This is a genomic window from Paraburkholderia sp. (assembly GCF_034668105.1).
Classification (GTDB): domain Bacteria; phylum Pseudomonadota; class Gammaproteobacteria; order Burkholderiales; family Burkholderiaceae; genus Paraburkholderia.
On the sequence record NZ_JAXDPY010000185.1, the window covers coordinates 1 to 4,909 of the forward strand.

Annotated in this window: 3 protein-coding genes and 1 pseudogene; 3 read left to right on the forward strand and 1 reads right to left on the reverse strand. The window is 61.2% G+C overall.

Annotation, left to right across the window (positions count from 1 at the left end; all coding sequences use genetic code 11):
- Window positions 1-57 precede the first annotated feature (57 nt).
- Entirely contained in the window at window positions 58-1,521 is a 1,464-nt protein-coding gene (zwf, locus tag QOC89_RS08800; RefSeq protein WP_323044672.1) for a glucose-6-phosphate dehydrogenase, read from the reverse strand.
- A gap of 534 nt (window positions 1,522-2,055) precedes the next feature.
- On the opposite strand from zwf, the gene QOC89_RS08805 reads away from it, so the two are divergent.
- The 3 genes and pseudogenes from QOC89_RS08805 to QOC89_RS08815 form a co-directional block, all read left to right on the forward strand.
- A complete protein-coding gene (locus QOC89_RS08805; protein ID WP_179736746.1) occupies window positions 2,056-3,303 on the forward strand; it encodes an ABC transporter substrate-binding protein in 1,248 nt (415 codons plus the stop codon).
- A 194-nt stretch (window positions 3,304-3,497) separates the two neighbouring features.
- On the forward strand, window positions 3,498-4,439 hold the full coding sequence (locus tag QOC89_RS08810; protein WP_063495077.1) for a carbohydrate ABC transporter permease: 942 nt from the start codon (window positions 3,498-3,500) through the stop codon (window positions 4,437-4,439).
- Window positions 4,429-4,909: pseudogene (locus QOC89_RS08815) on the forward strand (carbohydrate ABC transporter permease); the annotation flags it as partial. The gene QOC89_RS08810 and the pseudogene QOC89_RS08815, both read left to right, overlap by 11 nt.

Genomic DNA, 4,909 nt, shown 5'->3' on the forward strand with positions numbered 1-4,909 from the left:
CTGCGGTCGGGATCGGGATCATGACCGGGCACGGCACGACGCCGCGGTTCAGTTGCTTCAATTCTCTTCTTCGAGCCAGCAGGTGTCATGCTGCGCCAGCATCGCGCTCGCCGCGGCCGGTCCCCACGTGCCCGCTGCATACGGTTTGGGCGGCTTGTTCGACACCGCCCATTCGTTGAGGATCGGTTCGACCCAACGCCATGCGGCTTCCTGCTCATCGCGCCGCACAAACAGCGCGAGCCGGCCGTTGATGACGTCGAGCAGCAGACGCTGATACGCCTCCATCTGCCCTTCGCGGAAGAACCGGTCGAACGCGAGGTCGAGGTGGACGCTGGCGAGGTTCATCCCTTCGCCCGGTTGCTTCGCGAGACAGTAGAGGCGAATGGTTTCGTTCGGCTGCAAGCGGATCACGAGACGATTCGCACCGCCGCGTAGCGCGGATGCGCCGAGTGCCGAATGCGGCACAGCACGAAAATTCACCACGATCTCAGCCACACGATCCGCGAGGCGTTTGCCGGTGCGCAGGAAGAACGGCACGCCGGCCCAGCGCCAATTTTCGATTTCCACCTTCACGGCGACGAAGGTCTCGGTCGTGCTGTCCGGCTTCACGCCTGGCTCGGTGGCATACGCCGGCACCGCGCTGCCGCGAATCACGCCCGCATGATACTGGCCGCGTACCGCGACCTTGCCGATGTCGCGCGGATCGATCGGCTTCAGCGCGCGCAGCACGCGCAGTTTTTCGTCACGTACTGACTCGGAATCCATTGAATGCGGCGGCTCCATCGCGACGATGGAAAGCAGTTGCAGCAGATGGTTCTGCACCATGTCGCGCAACGCGCCGGTGTTGTCATAGAAGTCGCCGCGCGCTTCCACGCCGAGTTCTTCCGCAATCGTGATCTGAATGCTTTCCACCCACTCGCGGCGCCACAACGGTTCGAACAGCACGTTGCCGAAACGCAGCGCGAGCAGGTTCTGCACCGGTTCCTTACCCAGGTAGTGATCGATCCGGTAGATCTGTTCTTCAGCGAAGATTTCGCCGACTGCATCATTAATTGCGTTGGACGACTTGAGGTCGTAGCCGAGCGGCTTTTCCAGCACGATGCGCGAGTTTTCGTTGAGGCCCACCGAAGCCAGCGCGCGGCAGATCGGCACGAACAGCGATGGACCCGTGGCCAGATAGAACACCCGAATCCCGGGCCGGCCGCTCAGGGCCTCGCGCAGCAGCGTGAAGTCTTCGGGGTTGCCGAGGTCGATCTTCACGAACTCGATACGCTCGAGGAAGCTCGCCCATGCTGCTTCATCCAGGCCGTTCTTCGACACGTGCGGCTTGACGTGCTCATTGACCCAATCAAGGTAGGCGGCCCGATCGGCCACATGCCGCGCCACCGCGACGATCTTGCCACTCTCGGCCAGCATGCCGCCCGCACGGTGCGCTTCATACAGTGCCGGCAGGATCTTGCGCATCGACAGATCGCCGGTTCCGCCGAAGAGCACGAAGGTGAAACTTGAATCGGTTTGCATGAGTCTCCGTCGATATCCTGAGAGCCGCCGTGATGACCGGAAAAGGGCGACCGTAGTCCGATACAATATGTTTTGACACTGAATTGTAGTTTAACGACAAGCCAAATCAAGAGGTAGCGCTAATTCGATGAAAAAAGCGTGCGCTGTGGGGCTAGATGCACGTTTTCCCGAATCGGCAGGCGTCCCCTGCATGTTAACGGACATTGCGTGCGAGCACGTGCCAGCATGCCATCGGCAGACCTTACGGAAAGCTGGAGGGCTGAGCTGGTGTCAGGGTTAACGTGTGAGGTACCTCGAGTCTGCCGCGCGCGACGCGGGCAGGCAAAAATCAAAAGAGGAGACAGTCAGTTGCATCCCGAACCACTCATCTCTTGAGCTTCCAGCGGCCGGACATCGGTCCGCCGGCACATGCCTCGACGCATGCGCCCGACCGTGCTCGATCGCCCAGTGTTTTGCCTGTTTGAACCAACCACAGCACCCTGGCGACATCAGGGGCCATTTGTTTTTTGTTCAGGTGTCTGGAGGAGATAAGCAATGAAATTTCGCGCGATCATGGGCGCTTTGTGCGCCGCGGGTCTGATGTGTGGCGTCTCGGCGGTGCAAGCCGCCGAGTCGGTCGAAGTGTTGCACTGGTGGACTTCGGGCGGTGAATCGAAAGCCGTCGGCGTCCTCAAGGACGACATGACGAAGCAGGGTTACACGTGGAAGGACTTCGCGGTTGCTGGCGGTGCAGGTGCGGCTGCCATGACGGCACTCAAGACGCAGGTGATCTCGGGCAACGCGCCGAGCGCTGCGCAGATCAAGGGTCCGCTGATCCAGGACTGGGCTTCGCAAGGCGTGCTGGTACCGATCGACTCCGTGGCGGGCGACTGGAAGAAAAACCTGCCGCCGGAAATCGACAAGATCATGCACGCAGACGGTCACTACGTGGCGGCGCCGTTCTCGGTGCACCGCGTGAACTGGCTGTACATCAACAAGGCAGCGCTGGACAAGGCAGGCGGCAAGGCGCCGACCACGTGGCCTGAGTTCTTCGCCGTGGCCGACAAGATGAAGGCCGCCGGCATCCAGCCGATCGCGATGGGCGGTCAGCCGTGGCAAGACCTGACGCTGTGGGAAGACGTCGTGCTGTCGCAAGGCGCGGGCTTCTACAAGAAGGCGCTGGTCGATCTCGACGAGAAGACGCTGACGTCGGACCAGATGGTCGGCGTGTTCGACACGGTCCGCAAGATCCAGGGTTACTTCGACGCGGGCCGCACGGGCCGTGACTGGAACCTGGCAACGGCGATGGTCATCAACGGCAAGGCCGGCATGCAGTTCATGGGCGACTGGGCGAAGGGCGAATTCGCCAACGCCGGCAAGAAGTCGGGCACGGACTACGTCTGCGCCGCCGTGCCGGGCACCGAAAAGGCCTACACGTTCAACGTCGACTCGTTCGTGTTCTTCCAGCAGAAAGGCCAGAAGACCGCGACGCCGGGTCAATTGGCACTCGCCAAGACGATCATGACGCCGGACTTCCAGGAACAGTTCAGCCTCAACAAGGGCTCGATTCCGGTTCGTCTGGGCGTGTCGATGGCCAAGTTCGACGACTGCGCGAAGAAGTCGTACGCGGATGAACAGGTAGCGATCAAGTCGGGCGGCTATGTGCCTTCGCTGGCGCACGGCATGGCGCAACCGGATGCAGCAGCCGGTGCGATCTCGGACGTGGTCACGAAGTTCATGAACTCGCAGCAGGATTCGAAGAGCGCGGTTGCCGCGCTCGCGAAGGCAGCGAAGACCAAGTAAGTGATGTAAGTGAAGTGGCGCACCAGGCGGTTCCCCTCGTGGGCGCCGGGTGCGCACTTCTGATTGCTTGCAGCAGGTGCGTTACTTAGGGTGAGCGTTCGGCCCTGGTTTCATCGTGTCACACCTATGCCGTTCCGGCCTCGCGGTTTCCCTGCGCGAGCGCCCCGGCGGTACAGTTCAGCAGGAGTCGAGTAGTGACTGCTTCTATCAGCGGAAACGGGAAAACCACGGCTTCCGTGACCCGCCGCACGTCGCCGATGGCGGCCCTTGCCGACCGTTGGATTCCGAAGCTGGTGCTCGCACCCAGCGTCGTGATCAGCCTGATCTTCGTGTATGGCTTCATTGCCATCACCGGCTTTCTGTCGCTGTCGAATTCGCGACTGATGCCACGTTATGAATTTGTCGGTCTCGATCGTTATCGAGAGCTATTCGATAACGATGTGTTCTGGACCTCGGCGGCCAATCTCGGCTGGTTCGGGATTCCGTTCATCGGTATATGCATCGGCCTGGGTCTGTTCCTCGCGATTCTGCTGGATCAGCAGATCCGCAATGAAGGCGCGCTGCGCGCCGTGTTCCTGTACCCGATGGCGCTGTCGTTCATCGTGACGGGTACGGCGTGGCAGTGGATCATGACGCCGAGCGTCGGCCTCGAGAAGGTGTTCCACGACTGGGGCTGGACGAGCTTTTCGTTCAGCTGGCTCGGCGACCCCGACAAGGCGATTTTCTGCGTCGTGATCGCGGCGGTGTGGCAATCCACCGGCTTCGTGATGGCGTTGTTTCTCGCGGGCCTGCGCGGTGTCGACGGTGAAATCTTCAAGGCCGCGCAGATGGACGGCGCCGGCTTGCCCACCATCTATCGCAAGATCGTGATTCCGAGCATGCGTCCGGTGTTCTTCTCCGTGTTGCTGATTCTTTGCCATATCACGATCAAGACTTTCGACCTGGTCGTCGCGTTGACGGCGGGCGGTCCGGGTACGTCTTCGTCACTGCCGGCCATTTTCATGTACACGTTTTCGTTCAATCGCGGGCAGCTGGGCGTCGGCGCGGCATCGTCGATGATGATGCTCGCGACCGTCGTGGCCGTGCTCGTGCCGCTGATGTATCTGGAATCGAGGAGCACCCGCAATGCAGCCTAAGATGACGATCAGCCGTGCCGTCATTTATGCGGCCTTGATTCTGTTCGCCCTGTATTTCCTGTTTCCGCTGTACGTGATGCTGTCCACGTCGTTCAAGGACATCGATCAGCTGCGCACCGGCAACCTGCTCACGCCGCCCACTCACTGGACCATCGACCCGTGGATCAAGGCATGGAGCGGCGCGTGTACGGGTGTGCGTTGCGACGGCATGCAGCCGTTCTTCATGAACTCGGTGCGGATGGTCATTCCGGCGGTGCTGATTTCGTCGATCATCGGCGCGTTCAATGGTTATGTGCTCACGCACTGGCGTTTTCGCGGCGCCGATCCGATCTTCACGATGCTGCTGGTCGGCTGCTTCATTCCGTTCCAGGCGATCCTCCTGCCGATGGCGCGTTTCGAAGGCGCGCTCGGCCTCTCGAACACCACGACGGGTCTGGTGGTCGTGCACGTGATCTACGGCATCGCGTTCA

Coding starts and splice junctions, on each gene's coding strand:
- zwf (WP_323044672.1), bottom strand. CDS start 1,521: ATGCAAACCGATTCAAGTTTCACCTTCGTGCTCTTCGGCGGAACCGGC.
- QOC89_RS08805 (WP_179736746.1), top strand. CDS start 2,056: ATGAAATTTCGCGCGATCATGGGCGCTTTGTGCGCCGCGGGTCTGATG.